Genomic DNA, 24,790 nt, shown 5'->3' with positions numbered 1-24,790 from the left:
AGGTGGACTATGAGCAAACAGAAGATTCAAAAGGTATATCCTTTAACACCAATGCAAGAAGGCATGTTATATCATGCCATGCTAGACCCTAATTCGTCCTCTTATTTCACACAGCTAGAGCTTGGAATAAGAGGGGAGTTTGATCTCGATCTTTTTGAAAAAAGTCTCAATGAGCTCATCGGCACATATGACATTCTCCGTACAGCCTTTGTCTATCAGCAATTACAGAAGCCTCGTCAGGTTGTACTGGCAGAGCGCAATCTAGATGTGTATAGAGAGAATCTATCTCACCTGAACCATCAGGAACAGCAAAAGGTACTAGATCAATATAAAAAGCAAGTGAGAAAGCAAGGCTTCCATTTAACGAATGATGTGTTATTGAAGGTCGCTGTTTTTCAACTGAATGAAACAAACTGGCATCTCATTTGGAGCAACCATCACATCATCATGGATGGTTGGTCCATGGGAGTTTTGATGAAAAAATTGTTTCATTACTACGAATCTTATCGGAACGGCAAAACGCCGGATCGCTCACAAGGAAAACCTTATGCAGATTATATTCAGTGGCTTGGCAAGCAAAATCAACAAGCAGCGGAAGGCTATTGGAAGGATCGCTTAGACGGTGCGGTTCAGCATCAAGGGCTTTTGCAGCAAAAAGAAGCCAACGGACAATATGACCATCAGGAATGGACGTTCACATGGGATGCTGAAATGGTCAGAAGCATTCAAGAGATCGCAAGAAATTGCCAAGTGACAGCACCAAATCTATTCCAGGCTGTTTGGTCGGTTCTTTTAGGCACTTACCATGCGGCACATGATGTCACTTTCGGAACAGTCGTGTCTGGCAGGCCGCCAAGTGTGGCTGGTATTGAACAGATGGCAGGGCTTTTTATCAATACAATACCGGTCAGGGTAGAAATGAATCAGGAAGACACCTTCAAACAGCTGTTTCAAAAAGTTCAGCAGCATGCGCTGGAAGCGGAAAACTATGATTTTATGCCGCTTTATGACATTCAGCAACAGACAGCTGCAGGAGGACAACTTTTCGATCACTTGGTCGGGTTTGAGAACTATCCTTTAGATCAAGAGCTATCTGGTGACACCATGTCGGAACGTCTAGGGTTTTCCATTGATGTAAAAGACGGATTTGAACAAACGAATTTCGATCTAAATGTCCTCGTATATCCAGGTGAAACATGGACATTGAAAATCAAATACAATGCGGTTGCTTTTGAAGAAGAGGTCATTGAAAAAATATCGAAACACCTGACCAACCTCATGAAGCAGATCATCGAGAATCCGGAAGTTCGCCTTCATGACGTGACGTGTATCACGGAAGAAGAAAAACAGCAGATTGAAGCATGGAACAAGACAGAACGAGATTATCCAAAGCATCTGTCTATTCCTGAGCTTCTGAAAGAACGCATTCAAACGCAGCCAGACCAGCTGGCGTTAGTCGAAGGAGAGCGGGCATTCACCTATGAAGAGCTCGGCCAAGAAATCCATCGTGTTGCGGGATATTTGATTGATAGCGGAGTGAAACAAGAAGATGCCGTCGCAGTGTATATGAATCGATCTGCTGAAGCAGTGATCGCCATTTTAGCGGTTCTTCAAGCAGGGGCTGCTTATGTACCAATTGATCCAGCCCAGCCAGAGGATAGAATCCGCTTTATGCTTGAAGACAGCGGCGCATCCGTTTTGCTCTATGCGGACAGCCAGCCGCCAGTTACTGAAAGCATCCAAGCCGTTCATGTATCAGGCATATCGAATCATTCCAACGGACCATTCGAAGTCGAGACCTCTCCTTCGCAATTGGCATATATCATGTACACGTCGGGGTCAACCGGCCAGCCAAAAGGTGTTCAAATTGAGCATCAACATATTGTCAGATTGGCATGTTCACAGGAGACACTGGGCTTGAACAAGTCGGATCGTATGGCACATACAGGAGCAGTCAGCTTTGATGCCATTACTTTTGAAATTTTCACCACACTGCTGAACGGTGCAACGCTTTATCCTGTTGACCGTGACACGTTATTGGACATCAACCGGTTTGAACGCTTTATCCAAACGAATCAAATCTCGGCGCTCTTTTTAACGACAGGTTTGTTTAATCAACTCGCTCAGCAGCGACCGCATATGTTTAAAGGATTGTCCAAATTGATCACAGGCGGTGATGTGATCAATGTGAAAAGTGCAGAGCTTGTGAAGAAAAACCATCCATCACTTGTTTTACTGAATGCGTATGGCCCAACAGAAAACACCACCATCTCGACCATTTATGAAGTGAGAGGGGATGAAGCGGGCACGATTCCAATTGGTCAGCCGATCAATCATTCGTCCGCTTACATTTTAGATGACAATCAAAGACTTCAGCCAATTGGTGCGCCAGGAGAGCTGTATGTCGGCGGTGACGGTGTCTCAAGAGGATATCTCCATCGTCCAGAATTAACAGAGCAAGTATTTATCGCTGATCCTTTCAAGGCAGAAGGGCGTTTGTATCGAACAGGAGATTTGGCTAGGTACGGTTCAAATGGTCAAATCGAATTCCTCGGACGGACAGATGATCAAGTGAAAATCCGTGGTTTCCGTATTGAGCTCGGTGAAATTGAAACGATTCTTCAACAAGAGACGGGGATCGATGATGCGGTTGTGCTCATCCATGCGTCTCCTTCAGAAGAAAAAGAAATGACCGCTTACTATACGGGAACGATCAGAGAAGAAGAGGTGCGGGCTCTATTCAATCAAGCACTGCCAGCATATATGGTACCTCATCACGTCATGAAGCTAGATGCTTTTCCGCTTACCGCAAACGGAAAGGTTGATCGAAAAGCTTTACCAACGCCTGACGAAGCTGATCGTGAAGAAGTCAGGATCATTCCACCTGAAACCGAGACGGAAAAGGCGCTTGCTCAAATTTGGGAGGAACTGCTTGGGAAAGCGGTGGGAATAGATGAGCATTTCTTCATGACTGGCGGACATTCACTCAAAGCAATGATGATGTCAGCCAAAATCCAAGAAGTGTTCCAAAAGGAAGTTCCGATTCAAGTGATATTCGAAAAGCCAACGGTTCGATCGCTTGCGTCATACATTGACCAGGACGGTCAAGAAGAACAAGGACATCCGATCTTACCCGCAGCGAAGGCGGAGGACTATCCAGTGTCACCAGCTCAGCGGCGCTTATACATTTTACAAACACTTGAACCTAAGAGTACGAACTATCATATTCCGATCGTCTTAACGCTTGAAGGTACGCTCGATCATCAGCGGCTCACCTCAGCATTTGATGAATTGATTCAAACGCATGAAATCTTAAGAACGAGTTTTCATATGAAAGGCGAGAACATCGTCCAAAGGGTAGATGAAAGAGCGGCATTTGACCTCCCTGTCCATGATGTAAAGGAAGAAGAGGCCGAGGCATTTCTTGCTGAACGTCAGGCGCCGTTTGATTTGACAGCCGCTCCCCTCCTGCGGGCACAGCTGCTCAAAGTGAGTGACGACCGTCATCTTTTAGTTCTGGAAGCACATCACCTGATTACAGATGGCAGCTCCATGAAGACGTTCATTCAGGATTTGGCGAAAGCCTATGATGGAGAGGCACTTGCAGAAAGAGACATTCATTATAAAGATTACGCTGTCTGGCAGTTAAGTGAAGAAGAAACAGAGAAACAGCGTGTGCATGAAGCGTATTGGCTGAAACAATTCGATGGAGATGTACCGGTTTTAGATTTGCCGACAGACTATCCGCGTCCAGTGGAACGTGATTTTTCTGGAGAACGGGTGATGTTTGGCTGTGATCAAGCGACAACTCAGCGTATTCATGAGCTGCTCAAGAAAACAGATACGACGCTGTACATGTTCTTGTTATCTGCATTTCAAGTACTGCTCGCATCCTACAGCGGACAGGAAGATATCATTGTCGGATCTCCTGTTGCGGGGCGAACACATCCAGATATTCAGGACATGCCAGGGATGTTCATCAATACCATTGCGATGCGCGGGAAACCGGAACAAACAAAGTCATTTTTACAGCTGCTTGAAGAAATAAAAGAAACGAGTGTAGATGCTTTTGCACATCAAAGCTATCCGCTCGAAGAGTTAATCGCGCGTCTGCCGCTTGATCGTGATACAACCCGAAGCCCGCTCTTTAGTGTTTCGTTTAATATGCAGAACATGGATGTTCCTGCACTAAAGCTCGGCGATCTGAACATTTCGCCTTATGCGATGCAGCACCGATCAGTCAAATTTGATCTGTCTCTAGAAGCATTTGAACGTGAGGGAGAAATAAAACTAAGCCTAGACTATGCAACGGCATTATTTAAAGAGGAAACCATCCGCCGGTTCGGAACACATCTGCTTGCGATTATTCGTGAGGCGGTCCAGCATCCGAATGAACGAATTGGCTTGTTCAATCTCTTGGATCAGCATGAGCAAATGGAGCGGCTGGAGAAAAGGGATGGAGAACAAACAGGTCAACATGAGCCGTATCATGTGCAATTTTCACGTCAAGCCATGGAAACACCTGATGCCATTGCGGTGATGGATGGTGAAAGGAAGCTCACCTACTGCGAACTGGATCGCATGTCCAATGCTCTTTGTAGTGAGCTGAAGATGCAAGGCGTAGAGAAAGAAAGCACAGTCGCGCTTATTCTTGATCGCTCTGTCTATGTCATTGTCTCTATGCTAGGTGTAATGAAAGCAGGCGGTGCATTTGTCCCAATTGATCCAGCTTTTCCTGCGGAACGTATTCGTTACACATTAAAAGATTCAGGGGCAAAAGTCATCGTGGCAAATGAGTCTCTTGGCGATTCCTATCAGCATCTCAAGTCGATTCAGGTCGTACATGTGGAGAAAGCCGTCCAACGAAACGATTCTCTAGACCTGCCGGACGTATCGGTTGATCAACTGGCTTATGTGATTTACACATCTGGAACAACAGGGAAGCCAAAGGGTGTACAGCTCACGCATCGTAATCTATCACACTACGTCAATTGGTTGACACATGAAGTGACTTTACAAGAATGCGATCGAACGGCACTCCTGTCTTCTTATGCATACGACCTTGGTTACACAAGCATTTTCCCGGTTCTAAGAGCAGGCGGGACACTCTATATTCCTCGTGAAGACGTGTATACAGACCCTGTACGTCTCATGCGTTTTATTGATGAACAAGAGCTGACTTATATCAAAATGACACCATCCTTATTTCATATGATGGCAGATTCAAAGGGATATACATTTGACGCTTTACGGCTTGTGGTATTGGGAGGAGAACCGATTGTCTCTGAAGATGTTGAAACATTTATGAAGCAGCATCCATGCGTGGCAGTGATGAACCATTACGGTCCGACAGAAACAACGATTGGTACAGTGAGCAAGCTAATGACACCGCATGAGCTGGATGCTTTAAAGGAGCGTTCTATCATCGGAAAGCCTATTGCTCATACAAGAGCGCTCGTATGCAATCGCGAGCAGCGCCTTGTCCCTTATGGCGCACCGGGTGAGCTCTACATTTCAGGTGATGGTGTTTCAAAAGGTTATTTGAATCAGCCTGAATTAACAGCAGAGCGTTTTCTTGAAAATCCTTATTTCCCTCAAGAGCGGATGTATCGGACTGGAGATTTGGTCAGACAGCATGCAAATGGGGAGATTGAATTCCTTGGAAGAGTAGACGATCAAGTGAAAATTCGCGGTTATCGAATTGAGAAACAAGAAATTGAGCATGCCGCACGTGCCCTTTCAACCATTCAAAAAGTGTATGTCAAAGTGATCAACACATCTCGTTTACCGGAGCTGGCGTTATATTATACAGCACCTGATCACATTGGAACGCTGACATTTAGAGAAAAGCTTTCAGAGACACTGCCGGATTACATGATTCCTACTTATTTTGTCAAAGTGGATCATATGCCGCTGACGCAAAACGGAAAAGTGGATGCGAAATCTCTGCCGCTTCCTCATGAGGCACATATGAACCGCACGGCACACGCAGCACCAGAAACGGCGCTTGAGCAGACGCTTTGTGATATTTGGTCAGATGTTCTTGAGATTGAAAAAGTCGGCATTGATGACCATTTCTTTGAATTAGGTGGGCATTCTCTGAAAGGCATGGTGCTCATTTCGAAAATCCAAGCCAAACTGAATCAGCATGTTCCACTCAAGGTTCTTTTTGAAAAGCCAACGATACGGGCGATAGCTGCCTATTTGGAAGAAGCTGATGCTTCGCTCGTCACATCCATTCAGCCAGCGGAAAAGCAAGATTTCTATCCAGTCTCTTCCGCACAAAAGCGAATGTACGTATTACAGCAGCTGCATCCAGAATCCGTCACCTACCATATGCCAGCCGTTTTCATGATGGAAGGAAACCTTGATCTGAAGCAGCTAGAAGGAGCGATTCAAGCTTTAATTGATAGACATGAGTCATTGCGGACAGCCTTTGTTGAAATTGATGGCAGTCCCGTCCAAAAAATCTATCGCCGTGTACCGTTTACGTTACAGATGGTTGAAGTAGAAAGCGATCAGGTACAATCCGTCGTAGACAACTTCATGACACCATTCTCATTACATCAAGCACCTCTAATGAGGGCGAAAGTGGCAAAGCTGTCTGATGATAAATATGTGTTCATGATGGATATGCACCATATCATCGCAGACGGGGTGACACGCAGTCTGCTCATTCAAGAATTAGCGGAGTTGTATGAGCATAAGACGTTACCGCCAGTTCAGTTGCACTACAAGGATTATGCGGTATGGCAGCAAGAGGAAGAGCAGCAAGTAGCACTTGAAAAACAGCGGCAGTATTGGCTGGAGCAATATGCACAGCCACCAGAAGACTTGGCACTTCCGCTTGATTTCCCGCGGCCTAGCGTGCAGTCATTTGCAGGAGACCGGGTTGATAGATGCCTGTCTGCTGAAAAGGCGCAGCATGTCAAAGCGCTCATGGCTGAAAAAAATGTGAGTTTGAACATGGTGATGCAAACGGCCTTTGCCATTCTCCTTCATAAATTGACTGGGCAGCATGACATCGTCATAGGGGCTGTAACGGCTGGCCGTACACATGCGTCAATCGAACGGATTCCGGGCATGTTTGTGAATACACTGGCCCTTCGACATGACGTTCAGTTAGAAGAAACTGCAGAGCATCTGCTAGAAAAAATAAAAGATCACAATCTATCAGCTTATGAACATCAAGGATTCCCGTTTGAGGATTTGGTCGCGCAGTTAGACCTTCCGAAAGACACGAGCCGCAACCCGTTGTTTAGTGTCATGATGACAACGGATGACCGTGATCTGACGTTACCGAATTTGAACGGACTTACGCTTTCACACAAACAGCAAGAAGCCGTTCAGGCAAAGTTTGATTTAACGCTCGGCATCTTTGAGGAACAAGATCAAGTGGGCTTGCGCTTTGAATATGCAGCGGCACTATTTAAAAAGAGTACCATTCAGCGATGGAGTCAATATTTTGAGCGAATCATAGACGAAATGATCGCGAAATTGAATCAGCCGATCTCAACCATCTCCATCTTAACAAAAGAAGAAGAGCGACATCTGCTTAATGAATGGTCAGGACCTATCCTAGATGTTCCGACAGATCAAACGGTTCATGCATTGATTGAGGCGAAGTCACAGGAAGTACCTGATCAAAAAGCCGCATCCTTCTGCGGAACAAGCTGGACGTATGAAGAACTGAACAACCGAGCGAATACAGTCGCCGCAACACTTATTTCCAGCGGCACAAAACCGGGAGACCGCATCGGCATTCTCACGCGTCCATCGCTCGAGATGACAGCCGCTGTTCTCGGTGTGCTCAAGGCAGGTGCGGCATTCGTGCCAATTGATGCCGATTATCCAGCGCAGCGCATTGCCTATATGCTGGAAGATGGCGGGGCAGAGGTCCTTCTGATTCAGAAAGGGCTCACTGCACCACGTTCTTTCACAGGCCATACCCTCTTCATAGAAGAGGCAGTAGAAGGAGAAGCGCACGAGATTCAGGTTCCTGTTAAACCAACGGATCTCGCCTATATGATTTACACATCTGGAACGACTGGACAGCCGAAGGGTGTCATGGTCGAGCACCAGTCCCTTGTCAATCTCGCCTACTGGCACAATGATGCTTTCCAGGTGACGAAACAAGACCGAACCGCCAAATATGCCGGCTTTGGCTTTGATGCCTCCATTTGGGAGATGTTCCCGACGTGGATGGCCGGCGCAGAGCTCCATATCATCGACGAAGCGATTCGCCTCGATATGATCAAGCTCAATTCGTATTTTAATCACGAAGGCATCACCATTGCATTCCTGCCAACACAGCTATGTGAGCAGTTTATGTCGATGGACAATCATTCTCTCCGTTACTTACTGACAGGCGGGGACAAGCTGAAACAGGTGAAGCCCGTTCCATACAAACTCGTCAATAACTACGGCCCAACAGAAAATACGGTCGTGGCGACAAGCGGGATCATTGATCCAGATCAAGGCACGCTTCCTATCGGAACAGCGATTGCCAATACTCGTTTTTACATTATGGGTTCGTTATATGACCTCTCGCCGCAAGGCGTACCGGGTGAGCTCGTGATTGCGGGGAAAGGACTGGCAAGAGGCTACTGGAATCTACCAGAGGAAACGGACAAACGGTTTGTCCCAGATCCATTTTATCCAGGAGAGCGCATGTACCGTACAGGTGACTTGGTGAAATGGACAGAGGATGGCGAGCTGATCTACCTCGGTAGAAAAGACCATCAAGTGAACATCCGCGGATTCCGGATTGAGCTATCAGAAATTGAAGCGCAGCTCCTTGCGTTGGATTCAGTCCAAGAAGCCGTCGTGACAACGGTCAAAGACGCAAGTGATCAAGACGCTCTTGTCGCTTACGTCATCACATATGAAGAAACGGGCACTTTGAAAGAAAGCTTAAAGCGCACCTTGCCTGAATATATGGTGCCATCATGGATCATCAAGCTAGACCAACTGCCGATGACGGCAAATGGCAAAGTGGATCTCAAAGCACTGCCAGCACCTGATGTGGAAGCGAATCAAACAGTATACGAAGCGCCAAGAGATGAAGTGGAAGCACTGCTTTGCGGCATTTGGGAAGATGTGCTTGGCGTCAGCCAAGTTGGTATTCACGACCATTTCTTCTTTCTTGGCGGAGATTCGATTAAAGGCATCCAGATGGCAAGCAGACTCACGCAAGAAGGCTGGAAGCTCGATATGAAGCTGCTTTTCCAATATCCAACGATTGCGGAGCTTCGCCCATATATCGAAGAAGCGGACCTTCTCACAGCCGATCAATCACCTGTGGAAGGAGAGGTCATTTTAACACCAATTCAGCGCTGGTTCTTTGAACGGAACTTTGATCACCAGCACCACTGGAATCTCTCAATGATGCTTCATGCACCAAAAGGGTTTGACTTGGCTGTCACAGAACAAGTTCTGCAAAAACTGCTCTCACATCATGATGCACTGCGCATGGTGTTCAGACAGGAGCATGATGACATTCTGCAATACAATCAGCGGGAGCTGACAGAACCATTTTCAATTATTTCTTGTGATGTTTCAAAAGCGCAAGATGTGAAACAGGCGATTTCCACATACGCCAATGAGTATCAGCGTCAACTGAATCTTGAAAAAGGTCCATTGATGAAAGTGATTTGTTTCCATACAGAAGACGGTGATCACTTACTCATCATCACACATCATCTTGTGATTGACGGCGTTTCTTGCCGGATTTTACTAGAAGACTTTATGTCTCTTTATCATCAGGCAGAAAAAGGAGAAGCAATGGTTCTGCCGCCAAAAACGCACTCTTTCAAAGAATGGGCAGAAGCGGTTGAACGATACGCGCAGTCACAGCTGCTAAAAAACCAGAAGGAGTATTGGGCAGCGATTGAAAATAGACCGTTTACGACTTTACCTGTTGACCATGAAGTAAAAGAAAGAAAAATCGCAGATACGAAAGCGGTCAAAATGCAGCTGACAGAAGCAGAAACCGAGCATCTGTTAACGAATATCCATCTTCCCTACACAACAGAAATGAATGATATTCTTCTATGTGCGCTCGGGCTGGCCGTTCAGGAATGGACAGGTCAATCTCATGTATATGTACAGCTTGAAGGTCATGGAAGAGAGGACATTTTATCAGGATTAGATATATCTCGCACAGTTGGCTGGTTTACGAGCATGTATCCAGTCGTTCTTGAAGCGAAACCGAATCAGACCATTGCAGATGCTATCAAAGGAACGAAAGAGATGCTGCGGCGTGTACCGAATAAAGGGATTGGTTACGGTATTTTAAGATACATGACACCATCCGAACCGTCAGTCAAACACGTGCAGCCTGAAATCAGCTTGAACTATCTTGGGCAGATTGATCAGGAAGTGACGACAGAACTCTTTGGGCCCTCAACCTATGATATGGGCCGTCAAGCAAGCCCTGAATCCGAAGCTGTTTATAAGCTGAACCTCAGCGGTCTTGTTCAGCACAATCAATTCATTCTGTCGTGCTCATATTGTGCAAGTGAATATGAAGAACAAACGATACAGCAGTTCATCGCATTGTTGAAGGAAAAAATCAGATCCATCATCACCCATTGCTTAGCGCATCAAGAGCGAGAATTTACGCCAAGTGACTTCTCGGCTGCAGACCTTGAAATGGATGAAATGGACGATATCTTTGACATGCTCGAGGAGAAATTGACCTAACACCACTAGATCAGTCATGAAAAAGGGAAAGGAGGAATGAAATAGATGAGTCAATTTAAAAGGGATCAAGTTCAAGATATGTACTATCTGTCACCGATGCAAGAAGGAATGCTGTTTCATACCCTCCATCATCAAGAAAAAGGCTTTTATGTAGAACAAATGGATATGAACGTGAAGGGCACACTTCGGCATGATTTGCTTGAGAAAAGCATGAATATCATTGTGGAACGGTACGATATTTTTCGTACCGTGTTCCTCCACGAAAAAGTGAAGCGTCCTGTCCAAGTTGTATTAAAGAATCGACCTTTCCAGCTTGATGTTGTGGACATACAGGATCTTTCTGAAAGTGAACAGCTTGAACGTATTGATCGTTTTAAACAAAAGGATCAGCTGAGAGGATTTGATCTCTCGAAGGATCTGCTCATGCGGGCCTCTGTTTTTCAAACGGGTCCTTCAAGCTATCGCTGGATATGGAGCTATCACCATATCCTTCTAGATGGCTGGTGTTTTGGCCTAGTTGTGCAGGAATTGTTTGCGATTTATCATGCACTTTTGCATGACATCCCTTACAGGCTGGAGCCAGTCAAGCCGTATAAAGAATATATTCAATGGCTGGAAAAACAAGATAAACAAGCCTCACTTGAATATTGGACGCAATCTTTGGCTGGTTTTGAGGGGCAGTCGACTTTTAAAGAACAGCGAAAGCAAACAAATGAGCATGAATTAGGCGAAATCGAATGGGCCATGAGTAAAGAAGAAACAGCTGCTTTATCAGAGTTAGCCTTGCAGCAGAATGCCACGTTAAGCAGTGCGCTTCAATCGGCTTGGTCCATTTTACTAAGCAGGTATCAGCGGTCAAATGATGTTTTGTTTGGAACAGTTGTGTCAGGACGTCCGTCGGATTTGGCTGGTGTGGACCGGATGGTGGGGTTGTTCATCAATGTCATTCCAAGACGAATCCAGCTGACAGACCAAATGACGTTCCGTTCTCTATTATCAGAGACGCAGCAGCAGTCTTTAGCGGCTGAACCGCACCAATATATCCCGATTTATGATATTCAGGCTAAGGCAGGTCAGCAGCAGCTCATTGATCATATTGTGGTGTTTGAGAATGTCCCTGCTGCAAAGAAAGACGAGCAGGAGTCACTGCTTGGCTTTACAGTAGAAGACATGAATGTCTATGAAAAATCGAACTATGATCTCAATTTACTGGCGTCGCCCGGGGAACAATTGCAGCTGAAGCTGGCCTTTAATCAGCGTGCATTTGACCCTGCATTTGTCCGTAAATTAAAGGATCAGCTGACCCTTTTGATCAAAGGGGCCATCAAACATCCAGATCAGTCAGTTCATACACTGACACTTGTGACAAAGCAGGAAAAACAGCGAATGTTAGAGGAATGGAATGCACCTGAGCTGGAGCATGATCAGCTTTATTTGACAAAGTGGTTTGAGCATAATGTTCGAAAACAGCCGAATGCAGTGGCATTATCAGCAGGTGATCACACGATGACATATGCGGAGCTGAACGAACAAGCCAATCGACTGGCAAGGCATTTGCAAAAAAATGGGGTGGGTCATCAAACGGTGACCGCCATTTTAGCAGAGCGGACACCTGAACTCATTGTCAGCTTACTCGCTGTCTTAAAAGCAGGTGCCACCTATGTGCCGATTGATCCAGATTATCCAGAAAGCCGTATCCAATATATGCTGAAAGACAGCGGAGCGACGCATCTTCTGACTCATTCATCCTTTATCAATCAGACGAGGTCACTCGCATTTGATGGCACGTATCTTTTTGCAGATGATCAAGAAATTTTACTGATGAGCTCAGAGAATCTGCCACTCGAAGCTCGTTTAGATGATACGGCATACATCATGTATACATCTGGAACAACCGGACAGCCAAAAGGCATCATGACGACCCATTCCAATATTGCCCGGGTGGTCAAAAATACGAATTATTTAACCATTTTAGAAACAGATACATTGTTGTCGTTATCAAATAGCGTATTTGATGGCTTTACATTTGATGTATATGGTGCGCTTTTAAACGGAGCAAAGCTTGTCCTGCCGCAAAAAGAAACCATTTTAGATATGGGGAAGCTCACTGAGCTGATAAAAGGAGAGCATATTTCTGTCATGTTTGTTCCAACGGCTTTATTCCATCTTCTCGTTGATGAAGGAACAGACTGGATGCGCGGTGTGCGTAAGGTGCTGTTTGGGGGAGAGAGGGCATCAGTTCAGCATGTGAGAAAAGCCTTTGATGTGATGGGAAAAGGCAGATTGTTGAATGTATACGGACCAACCGAATCAACGGTTTTTGCCACATATTATCCGATAGATGAAGCGATCCCTTTAGAGGCACGTTCTATTCCAATTGGGAAGCCGCTCAACCAGACGGGCGCTTATATATTGAGTGAGCACAGGCAGCTTCAGCCGATTGGAATGGTTGGAGAGCTTTGTCTGAGCGGCAAAGGACTGGCAAAAGGGTATTTGAATCGTCCTGATCTGACAAAACAAGTCTTTATCGCCCATCCATTCGCTGCGGGTGAGCGCCTGTATCGCACGGGGGATTTAGCTTACTTTCGAGAAGACGGTCTGATTGAGTATGCAGGCAGAGTTGATGATCAGGTGAAAATTCGAGGACACCGAATTGAACTGACAGAAATTGAAGCCAACCTTCTCATGCACCCAGGTGTAAAACAAGCTGTACTCCTAGCGGATCATGATGAAACCAATCATACAAGGCTGCTTGCCTATATCACGTGTGATGATGCATGGAAAGGGAAACTCGATGACATCAAATCAAGGCTGAAAGAGCGTCTTCCAGCTTATATGCTGCCTCATGAGCTGATTGAACTGGAGAACCTCCCACTTACGCCAAACGGGAAGGTTGATAAACGCCAGCTACCAAAACCAGAGGCACCGCAAGGAAACCGCCGTGTGAAACTGCCCGCAAATGAAGTGGAACAAAAGCTGCTGGTAATGTGGCGGGAAGTACTTGAACGAGAGGATATTAGCACAGATGACCATTTCTTTGAGCTTGGCGGACATTCTTTAAAAGCGATGTCTCTTTTGTCCAAAGTATCAAAAGAGTTTGAGGTTCAGGTGCCGATCCATTTGTTGTTTGAGACCCCGACGATTGAAGCACTTAGTCATTATATTCAGCATCAGGACGGGGAAACCGCTGGCTATCTTGTATTCAATGAATCTCAAACATCAACAGTCTTTGCTCTTCCGCCATTACCAGGCTACGGCTTTATCTATCAGGAAGCAGCAAAAACGCTTGATGATGTTCGGCTAGTCGCCTTTGATTTTATTGAAACGAATAACCGAATGGCGCAGTACGTTCAGCATATTCAGCACCTTCAGCCAAAAGGGCCGCTGACGTTGATGGGGTACTCAGGCGGATGTTACCTCGCCTTTGAGCTTGTTCAAGCGCTTGAACAAGGAGGACGGACAGTCGAGAAGGTCATCATGATCGATTCCTATAAGAAAATTGGAGAAAGTGATTTAGAAGGACGATCCATTGATGATGATATTGAAGCGATTGTTCATCAAACGAAACAAAGCGAACTTGCTCAAGGGGAGATCGTTCAAGAAGCGCTTGCCCAAAAGACGCGCGCCTACTATGAAACGTTTGTTAAGGGGGTGAATCAAGGCAAAATACAGGCAGATATTACGTTCATCCAATCTGAAGAACAAATAGCGATCCCGGACTGGATGGAAGAGTGGGCACAGGCAACGGCCGGATCTTTTACCCAATACCAAGGCTATGGCCGGCATGCTGATATGTTCAAACAGAAAGAATGTGCAGCTCAAAATGCAAAGCTGATCAAACATATTGTCAATCAAACAAATAGAGAACGAGTCTTGTAAACTTTAGATTAGGCAGGATGCAGCCTTGCAGTCCTGCCTAACAAAAAAGGAAAGGAACTCATATGAAACCATCAACCATTAACCAAACGAGTAGACATGAATCAATGGATGCGATTTTACAAGATGTAAAGACAACCATTTTACAAACCAACGAAATCGAACGCTTCGCTGTTTTTTCACGTGAAAAAACCATTCGACCGCGGCCGTATCACCTCTCTCATTTATTTCTCGACAAGCACATTGAGCAGGAGGCCGCAGCGGAAGCGATACAGACGCAAACGGCTGTACCTGCTTTGGCCGATATGCCGCCCGCTCTTTCCTATGGAGGGGATCTCGACGTCACAGAAGGCGCACAGACCTTACAGGAAGTCTTAACAGAGGCTGCAAAAACGACAAATGGGCTTACGTATATCGTGAATAGCAAGAACGAACTCACACAATCTTATGCGCAGTTACAAGGAGACGCCGAGAGGGTTCTGACTGGGTTGAGGGCACTGGGGCTTAAGGCAGGAGATCCTGTTTTCTTTCAATTCTCATCGAATCATGCCATGGTCACTGCCTTTTGGGCATGTGTATTAGGCGGATTTGTTCCAACGCTTGTGTCGGCTGCCCCAACCTATCGGGAGATGAATGCTGCAGTGAAGAAGCTTCATCATGCTTGGAAGCTACTCGAGCATCCGCTCATCCTAACAGATGACTCACTGATCGAGGAGGTGCAAGGGTTAGCCTTACTGTGGCATACAGACCAATTACGTGTCGCAGCAGTTGAGCCGATGCTGACATTAGAAAGAGATACAGCCACTCACCCTGCCGCGCCGGATGATTCCGTCTTCTTTATCTTAACGTCTGGAAGTACAGGGATGCCAAAGTGTGTAGAGCATTCCCATAGAAGTGTGCTGGCGAACGTCAAAGGAACAGTGGCAGCAAATCAATTTACACAAGAGGATGTCTCGTTAGACTGGATGCCTTTAGATCATATTGGCGGCATCGTGATGTTCCACCTTGTCAATGTGTACACAGGCTGCGAGCAGATTCGGGCAAGAACGGATGACTTTATCGCTCAGCCGTTGCGGTGGCTTGACTGGATGGACCGCTACCGTGCAACGAAGACGTGGGCACCTAACTTTGCATTTGCGATGATCAATGATTATGAGAAAGAGATTTCATCAGGGTCTTGGGATCTGTCGGCGATGACCTGCATGATCAATGGGGCAGAGGCGGTCGTTCCAAAAACCATCCACCGATTTCTACACCTGCTTGCTCCGCACGGCTTAAAGGGAGATGTGATCAGACCGGCTTTCGGCATGTCTGAAATCTCATCAGCGGTTGTGTTTTCCTTTGCGATTGAGCGTGGAGATGAAAACAGCGGGGTTCTGACTTTTGAGGAAACGTCGCTGACAGAGCAGCTAAGACCAGCAGAAGCACGTGAGACAGGAACCGTCAGCTTTACAGAGTTGGGCAAACCGATTCCAGGTATCACGATACGCATCGTCAATCATCAGCATGAGCTTCTTCCAGAAGATCATATTGGCCGTGTGCAAATAAAAGGTCCAACCACCATGAAGGGCTATTACCGGAATGACGAAGCGAATCAAGAAGTATTTCAAGCGGATGGCTGGTTTCACACGGGTGATTTAGGTTTCCTGCACGAAGGAAGGCTGACACTAACCGGTAGAGAAAAAGACATGATTATCATCAACGGGAAAAACTATCACAACTATGAAATTGAAGCCATAGCAGAGGAAGTACCGGGAGTAGAAACGAGCTTTGTGGCTGCTTGTTCTGTCCGAATGGAGGCTTCTGCATCCGATGAACTGATTCTCTTTTTTACACCGAAGCTGTATGAGCCGGCTTATATTATGAGGGCAAGTCAGCACATTAAATCCCATATTGCAACAAAAATGGGCTTGTCTGCATCTCGCATCATTCCTGTCCAGAAGCATGCATTTCCCAAAACAAGCTCTGGAAAAATAGAAAGGGCACAGCTCAAGACGAGATGGCAAGAAGGCGAATTTGATGAAATGATCATGGAAATGGACATGAGACTTGAAAATGAACATACCTTGCCTGATTGGAGTTATCAAAAGAAGTGGATACCTGCTCCACTTGATGCAGCTGACAAGCAGATCATAGGGGACGTTGTGATCTTTGCAGATCCATTAGGACTGGCAGATCAATTGAAATCTTTTGCCAACAGTGAACAAACATACATTACGGTTGAACCGGGTCAAGCGTTCAAACAACTCACACACACTCACTTCATCATCCACCCGAATCGGCCGTCTGACTACGAACAACTCTTTGAGACGCTCCGTTCGTATGGCGTTTCGGTGAAACACATCATTCACCTTTGGAACTATACAAACCAAGAAGACAAGCTTTATGTGGACAAGGCGAAACAAGCGCAGAAAACGGGCAGCATGAGTGCATTATTTTTAACAAAAGCCATTTCCGTCTATGAGGAGCAGGTGGCCATCACTTTTGTCTCAGCCCATGCGATGAATGTACCGGAGGATCACATTCACGATGTAGAAAAAGCAACGACAGCCGGACTGATGACAGCAATTCAGCATGAATGGCCGTTTATCAAGGTGCAATGTCTTGATTTTTCTCTAGCAGAATCGGTATCTAGTCATTCCCATGCAATGGCGATTATGGCAGAACTCACACATGACCAAGACTGTCATGTTGTTGCTTATCGTCAAGGTGTTCGTTATATTCCCTTTTTAGCACCTCTTCATTTGGAAAAGGAACAGAAAAGGAAAGAGCCGCCATTTGAATCATCTGGTCTTTATGTCATAACAGGCGGGCTAGGCGGAATTGGCCGTTTAGTTAGTGAACACCTGCTGACATCTTATCAAGCACATCTCGTGTTGCTTGGAAGGAAAGAGAGAGAGGCACTTTCTAGTGACCAGCAAGAGACATTGTCTTTGCTAGAAAAGCAGGCAAAAGTGCATGGCGGCAAGGTTCTGTATGAGAAAGCAGACATCACGGCTGAAAAAGAGGTGGAAGCGATCATCTCTAGACATGAGGTCGCTGGAAATCGAAGGCTGGATGGCATCATTCATTTCGCAGGTATTATTCAAGAAGAACTGCTTGCTGATATGACATCTGTGTCTCTGAATGACATGTACGAAGCGAAGGTATATGGAACGATTGCGCTCCATGAAGCTGCCTCCAAACGCAGGAATGTTTTATTTCTTTCCAGCTCATCAGCCCGAACGCTAAAGGGCGGTATGACTGTCGGCGCCTATTGCGCAGCCAATGAGTTCGTGGAACAGTTTGCTCATTATCAGAAGCTGACATCTACAGTGAAGCCATATTGCTTTAGTTTCAGCATGTGGGACGAGATTGGCATGAGTGAAGGCTCCATGATAAAAGGCATGTTAAAAGAAAGAGGTTATCTCCCAATTTCAAAGCAGGCAGGCTTCCAAACGATGCTCGCATGTCTGATGACAGATGCTCCGCTCATTTATACGGGATTGGATCGATCGAAGAAAGAGATTCACGAGATGGTCCATGCGGATGCGGAGATGCAAACAGAGCAGACCTTTTACGTCTTTTTCAAAACTGATCAAACAAAGGCGGTGGAAGAGCGGCTTTATCAATCGATTCATACGTGTTTACAGTCCCGTCTATCTGGTGAATATGCCGTGCATTTGTTTCCTGAGGAATATTGGAAAGAAACAGAAGATGGATCGCCAGACGAGGCATATTTTCATGAATTAATAGAGGAAAGCGGAATGGATGCAGACAACAGAGCACCTCACACAGAAACGGAGAAACTGCTCGCACACATTTGGTCAGAGCTGCTTGGTGTCTCAGATGTCAACTGCGGCGATCATTTCTTTTTACTAGGAGGCCATTCGCTGAAAGCGACGCAAATGCTGTCTGCGGTTAGACAAAAAACAGGGTTTGACGTGCCGCTTGCTGTGTTGTTTGAACATACGAGACTCGGAGAATTAGCGGATTGGATCGATTCAAATGCCAAAGCAGATGAAGTGATTCCGATGAGAAAAATGGAAAAGGGTCAGGAAATTCCGATGTCTTATGCCCAGCAAAGACAGTGGTTCCTCTATCAATTAGAGCCGGATTTGCCATTATACAATAATACGATTTCGTTTCGGATGAATGGGCCTTTAGATATCAAGGTGCTTCAGGAAAGTCTGCATCATATGGTGGAAAGACATGAATCGCTCAGAACGTCCTTTACGATGAGCGGGGATGAACCGGTACAGGTCATTCATGAACAGATGGCCCTTCCAGAGCTTGAGGTGATGGACCTTTCAGGCATAGCGTCACAGGAAGAGAAAGAACAAAAAGCGGCTGAATGGGCGAAAGAAGAGGCATCCACACCTTTTCAATTAGAACACGAAGCGCTCTTTCGAGTGAAGCTGATTCGACTTTCATCCGCAGAGCATATCTTGCTGATGTCCATTCACCACATCGTGTCAGATGGCTGGTCGATCGGCATTGTTGCAAGAGAATTATCCGAGTGGTATACAGCGGCGATCGAAGGGCGGGAGCCTCACTTGCCGGCATTGCCTATTCAATATGCGGATTACGCACTGTGGCAGAAGGAGTATTTGACAGGAGAGCCACTAGATAAGCAGCTTGCCTATTGGAAGGAGCAATTTGCGGCACCTGTTGAAGATTTGGTATTGCCGTATGATCATCCGCGGCCGGCCGTTCAATCCTACAAAGGGAAGACGAAAACATATCAGCTGTCGAAGTCACTGTCTGAAAAGATTGATGAGCTATCTAAGAAAACAGACAGCACACTGTATATGACCTTGCTGTCGGCTTTCTCTACGCTATTACATCGATTGTCTTCACAGGACGAGTTTGTCATTGGCTCGGTCATTGCTGGGAGAAATCGAACGGAAATGGAGCATTTAATCGGATTTTTCGTGAATACATTGGCGCTTCAGATCGACCATAGCGGGAATCCAGCCTTTACGGAATTATTAGAGCGAGTGAAGGAGACAACCGTCGGTGCTTATGCACATCAGGATGTGCCGTTTGAGATGGTGGTTGATGAATTGAATATTGTGCGTGATGCCAGTAAGCAGCCGCTGTTTCAGGTCATGTTTGTTCTGCAAAACCTACCGCTTGAAGCTTCTCCAATGGGAGAGGCGACGTCGGTTTTAGCCATTGAAGATAATGATACAGCGAAATTTGATCTCTCTCTGTTTGTGTTTGAAGGAGCTGAAGGGCTTCAGTTAAAGCTTGAGTATCATGCGGATTTATTTTCTGATGACACGATGGAGCGATTCCTTGCATACTACGAGCACCTGCTTGAAGGAATTTGTGAAAATCCAGCGCAGCCGATCAGACAAGTGAATTTCCTGCCAGAGAAAGAAAAGCATCAATTGCTCTATGAATGGAGCGGAAAGACTGATCAACCAAAAGGTCCGCTACTCATGACGGAACGATTTGAAGCGCAAGTGAAAAAGACACCTCATGCAGTGGCGCTCGAGTTCCAGGGAGATGAGTGGACGTACCAGGAGTTACACGAGAAAGTCGATCGTCTTGCAGCCTATTTACAGCAGCGAGGCGTGACGCCGCATGAACCAGTTGGACTGCTCATCGACAGATCGCCTGAAATGATTCTTGGGGTGCTGGCCATTGTGAAAGCAGGCGGGGCTTATGTGCCAATTGATCCTGAATATCCAGATGCCCGCATTGACTATATGCTGAGAGATACAGGGATTCAGCTTTTACTGACAAAAAATGAATGGCTGAAAAAAGTATCCATCCATCAAACGGAACTCATTTGTCTTGATCAAGGGTATGAAGAATTTTTACCAGAAGCAGAGGTCATGCCCGCTGCACTAAGACCTGATGGACTTGCTTATATCAATTACACATCGGGGTCAACTGGACAGCCAAAAGGAGTACTGATCCCGCATCAAGCGGTCGTCCGGCTTGTGTGTGAAACAGACTATGTCACCCTTGATGAACAAACGCGCATTTTACAAATCGCTAGCTTCTCTTTTGACGCATTTACGTATGAAATATGGGGAGCCCTTTTAAACGGGGGAAGGCTCATACTGACGGATCGAAATACCATTTTATCAATGGATACATTAGCGGAAGCACTAAAAACTCATCAGATTACAACAGGGTTCTTGACTGTGCCGCTGTTCAACCGTTTAACAGAAGAGCATCCAGAAGCTTTATCTGGACTTCATGCATTATTGGTCGGCGGAGATGCCTTATCAGCCGCTCATATCCGAAAAGCACTACCATATTTGCCTGAAGGGCTTTTAAATGGATATGGACCAACAGAGAATACGACGTTCTCCTGTGTGCATCACATTCGAGCACTAGAAGAAGATCAGGCGACGGTCCCGATTGGACAGCCTATTGCTTATTCACAAGCTTATGTATTAGATGACCAAATGCAGCCAGTTCCGCAAGGCGTCATCGGCGAAATTTATGTTGGCGGCACAGGGCTAGCACTTGGTTACCTTGGAGATGAAGAAAAAACAGCATCATCATTTATCCCGCATCCTTTCCAAGAAGGAGCGCGTTTATATAAAACAGGCGATATGGGCCGCTGGCTGTCAAATGGCATCATTGACTGTCTTGGAAGAATCGATCATCAAGTGAAAATTCGTGGACACCGCGTGGAATGCGGAGAAATTGAAGCCGCTATGCTGACATTTGATGACATCACAGAATGTGCCGTTATCCCGCATCAGCACGAGAGTGGTCATAAGCGATTGATCGGTTATTTTGTCCAAAAAGGCGGCATGACCACGCAAGACATTCGCCATAACTTAAAAGACATTCTGCCAGATTATATGGTGCCAAGCCTATTAATAGAGCTGGATGAATTACCGCTCACGCCAAATGGCAAGGTAGACCAAAAGCGTCTTCCACCGCCAGAGTGGAGACAAGAAGAAGTAGAAACAGCCATTGACAAAGCAGCTACTGAGGAAGAACGTGTGTTAGAAAAAGTGTGGTCTCAGCTGCTAGGCGTTCCTTCTATTGGCGTCCATGATAACTACTTTGAGCTTGGCGGAGATTCCATTATTGTCATACAAATGGTGGCACGCTTAGCACAGGAAGGCTACGTCATCCAGCCGAGAGATGTATTTGAAAAACAGACCATCTCACAACTCGCACAAGCGATGAGAAAGTCAGAGGTCTCTACGGTCTATGATCAATCACCTGTGACAGGAGAGGTTCGTCTTCTCCCGATTCAATCTTGGTTCTTTGAGCAATCGATGACCAATCAAGATTATTGGAATCTCTCGGCGCATATTGAAATGAAGCGATCTGTTCCACATGAACAGTTAACACAGGTTCTTTCAAAACTGGTCGATCATCACGATATGCTGAGAGCTATATATACAAAAGAGGCAGATGGCACATGGATTCAAACCATTCGTGAGCCTGGCATCACACCTTGTGTCACATTCTTTGATGTGACGGATGTATCTCAGGAGGAAGCACGGGAACAAATCCGCTTGGAGACAAGTGCCTGTCAAGGAACATTGTCATTAGAGCGAGGAGAAGTGATCAAAGCGATTCTTTTCCATACAGGTAAAGACACGTCTGAGCTCTTTATTGCTGCACACCATCTCGTCATGGATGGCATATCATGGCGCATGATACAAGAAGATGTACTAAATGGATTGAAACAGCTTGCTACGGGGCAGGACATCCTATTTGCGAAAAAAACCGCCTCCTATAAGCAGTGGGCAGATGCCTTATATGAATATGCACAAACCGATCAATTACAAGCGCAGGCCTCTTTTTGGCAAAAAATCAAGGATCAAGAGGAAGAAGGTTCTCCTTTCCAACTGCCTGCGCTTTCTAATATAGAAGAACATGCAGAGATCCTGTCGGTTCAGCTCACAAAGGAACAAACAGATAGGTTACTTAGACAGGCCTCACAAGCATACCGAACAGAGATTAACGATTTACTGTTAGCAGGACTCACGCAAGCCATTGGAAAGCCAATGCTCATCACGTTAGAAGGGCATGGACGCGAGGATTTATTTGAACAGATGGATTTGTCACGGACAGTCGGCTGGTTTACAAGCTCTTATCCTATTTTTATTCCTTTTATACAAACCGATGTTGCAAGACAAATCAAAGACGTCAAAGAAACCTTACGAGCTGTGCCGCAAAAGGGAATCGGCTACGGTTTGCTTCAATACATGACAGAATCTCGTTTACTCAAAACGGTAACGCCGCAGATGAGCTTTAATTACCTCGGTCAGTTAGATCAGGCAGATGGCGAAGCCAAGCTGTATATAGCAGACGAGCGAAATGGACATGTTCACGATCCGAAAGCAGAAAGACAGCATTTGATCGATGTGTATGGATATGTGACAGATGGTCAGTTGCAGATGAACTTTATGATCAATCGTGAACTGCTACAAGATCAAGAGGTGCGGTTGTTACCTGAACGTTTTAAAGAAAAAATGGAGATCATCTTGACGCATTGTGTTGAAACGAGCGGCGGCTTTACACCATCTGATTTTCCGATGGTTCAGCTCACGCAAAAGCAAATAGATGAACTTCCAGACAATGTAGTCGATGTGTATCCGCTGTCTCCAATGCAGCAAGGAATGCTGTTTCATGCACTGCTAGATCAAGACTCACAAGCTTATTTTGGTCAGGTGCATATGACGCTCCAAGGCTTAACAAACGGCGATGCCTATGAACAAGCTTGGAATCTTCTTGTAGAACGTCATTCGATTTTGAGAACAAAATTCGCTTGGGAAGGGCTGAAGGAGCCTGTTCAGTTCATTCAATCAGAAGGAAGCATCCATCTCACTCAGCACGATGTGCGCCACCTGAGTGATGCGAAGCAAGAAGAGACAATCGAACACTTTTTAATATCTGATCGTTCAAAGGATTTCCATTTAGACCATATAGATGAACCGCTAATTCGGATTGCTTTATTCCGTTGTGATGAGGAAAGATGCACGTTTGTCTTTAGTTTTCATCACATTTTAATCGATGGCTGGAGTTTGTTCAGTTTTATTCAGGAATCCTTTGCGCTGTATCGCTCTCTTGTGGACGACCGAGAGATCAGTCTTTCTACAGTCCGTCCATATAAAGATTTTATCGAATGGCTGCAAAAGCAGGATCAAGAGAAGGCGCAAGAATTCTGGCAGCGTTATATGTCAGGCGTAGAGGAAGCGACACCGCTTCCAGGAGACGGCGAAGAACATGCTTTAGACCAAGAAGTAAGCATGATGCAGTCCAGCGTCAAACTGACGCCAGAGATGCAGCAGAAGCTGGAGAAGATGACAGGCAAGCAGAAGGTCACGTTGAGCACACTGATTCAATCAGCGTGGGGACTGCTTTTGCACCTTCATTCAGGCGCAGAGGATGTCATATTTGGGGTGACCGTATCTGGCCGGCCAGCCGACTTACCAGAAGTGGAAAGCATGACAGGGCTCTTTATTAACACATTGCCGCTTCGTCTTTCGATCCATTCGGACTGGACGATTGCGCGATTGCTGGCTTATACACAGGAAACCGTTTTTCAGATGAGAGAATACGAGTATACCGTATTGCCAGATATTCAGCAGATGACGGAAATTCAAAATGGAGAGGCATTGTTTCACAGCATTGTCGTGTTTGAAAACTATCCGATTGAGTCCATTGAGCCGTATGGCGTACGCATTTTAGACATTGCCAGTCATGAAGAAACAAATTATGACTTAACCCTTGTCGCAGTGCCGGGAGATACGCTGGAGCTCCGGATCACATACAACTTACATCAATATACAGAAAAGCAAATACAAACGCTGATGCAGCAGCTGATTCACACACTTGAAGCCATGACAGAACAAGTGGATACGCCGCTATCTTCCTTCACCATTGTGACAAGTGAGGAAAAAGAGCGGATGATCAGTAATTGGGCGAAAAACGCACATGTCAGCGTGCTATACCCAGACCAAGAAGAAGTTTATGCAGGCGTACATGATCCTGCCTATGAAACGGAAATATATGTCCTGAATGAAGAACATCAGCTCATGCCGATTGGATTTCCTGGAGATATTTTTATCGGCGCCAAAGAGATCAAAGCACTTTTTGGAGAGCTAGCCGATTGGATGGAGGCGCATAAAATTCCGCATCCATTCAAACATCAAACAGGCGAATACCTTTATCCGACAGGGGATGTCGGCGTTTGGACGGAAGAAAGCAAGATTCAGATTTTGGATTGGATGTAGGA

General features: G+C 45.8%; 3 protein-coding genes. All 3 read left to right on the top strand.

Annotated elements, in window-relative coordinates; all coding sequences use genetic code 11:
• The first annotated feature begins 9 nt into the window (after positions 1-9).
• The 3 genes from ACSBQP_RS14685 (at position 10) to ACSBQP_RS14675 (ending at position 24,788) form a co-directional block, all read left to right on the top strand.
• The gene (locus ACSBQP_RS14685; RefSeq protein ID WP_435028542.1) at positions 10-10,704 is read left to right on the top strand and encodes an amino acid adenylation domain-containing protein; all 10,695 of its coding nucleotides are present in this window, start codon (positions 10-12) and stop codon (positions 10,702-10,704) included.
• A 45-nt stretch (positions 10,705-10,749) separates the two neighbouring features.
• The gene (locus ACSBQP_RS14680; protein WP_435028541.1) at positions 10,750-14,583 is read left to right on the top strand and encodes a non-ribosomal peptide synthetase; all 3,834 of its coding nucleotides are present in this window, start codon (positions 10,750-10,752) and stop codon (positions 14,581-14,583) included.
• 62 nt (positions 14,584-14,645) lie between these two features.
• Positions 14,646-24,788: an amino acid adenylation domain-containing protein gene (locus ACSBQP_RS14675; protein WP_435028540.1), complete on the top strand. Its 10,143-nt coding sequence runs from the start codon at positions 14,646-14,648 to the stop codon at positions 24,786-24,788.
• Positions 24,789-24,790 lie beyond the last annotated feature (2 nt).

It is taken from the genome of Bacillus sp. G402 (genome assembly GCF_051172515.1).
Lineage (GTDB): Bacteria > Bacillota > Bacilli > Bacillales > Bacillaceae > Bacillus > Bacillus altitudinis.
This window is presented reverse-complemented; position numbering and strand designations above follow the sequence as displayed.

Excerpts from the sequence above, each read along its gene's own strand:
- ACSBQP_RS14680 (WP_435028541.1), top strand. The coding sequence starts at position 10,750 with ATGAGTCAATTTAAAAGGGATCAAGTTCAAGATATGTACTATCTGTCA.
- ACSBQP_RS14675 (WP_435028540.1), top strand. The coding sequence starts at position 14,646 with ATGAAACCATCAACCATTAACCAAACGAGTAGACATGAATCAATGGAT.
- ACSBQP_RS14685 (WP_435028542.1), top strand. The coding sequence starts at position 10 with ATGAGCAAACAGAAGATTCAAAAGGTATATCCTTTAACACCAATGCAA.